The following is a 391-nucleotide window of genomic DNA, read 5'->3' as shown; positions in this document are numbered from 1 at the left end:
GACCTGCGTCGCGCGGCTCTGCAGATTGTGCTCTCGCTGGCCTTTTTGGCGGACCTTGCATGGCGCATGGGTGACGCTATCGGGCGCACCTTGGTGCGGATGTTCTCCAGCCACGATCACCTGCTCGAATGGACCACCGCTGCGCAGGCGTCCAGCTGCCCTTTGCCAGACCTGCGCGGCAGTTACCGGCTGATGGCTGGTGGCACCGCGCTTGCACTGCTGATAAGCGCAGTTGGCCTGGCCTTGGCGCCCAGCTCCTGGCCGCTAGCCGGTCCACTAGCGTTGCTCTGGTTGGCAGCGCCGGCGTTGGCTCTGCTGAGCAGCCGGCCATCGAAGGTCGCCCGCCAGCGCACGGCTTCGCCGCTGGACGCGCATGCCCTGCGCTTGACCG

At 67.5% G+C, this 391-nt stretch carries 1 protein-coding gene; it reads left to right on the top strand.

The genetic code is table 11. The annotated features are described in order from the left end of the window. Positions 1–391: hypothetical protein (locus tag AC1DF0_RS32570; protein WP_477577752.1), on the top strand; the 391-nt coding region annotated here is incomplete at both ends.

The organism is Paenibacillus sp. 05T425 (assembly GCF_056396205.1).
The sequence above is the reverse complement of the archived record's forward strand: the minus strand, read 5'-3'. Positions and strand labels throughout refer to the sequence as shown.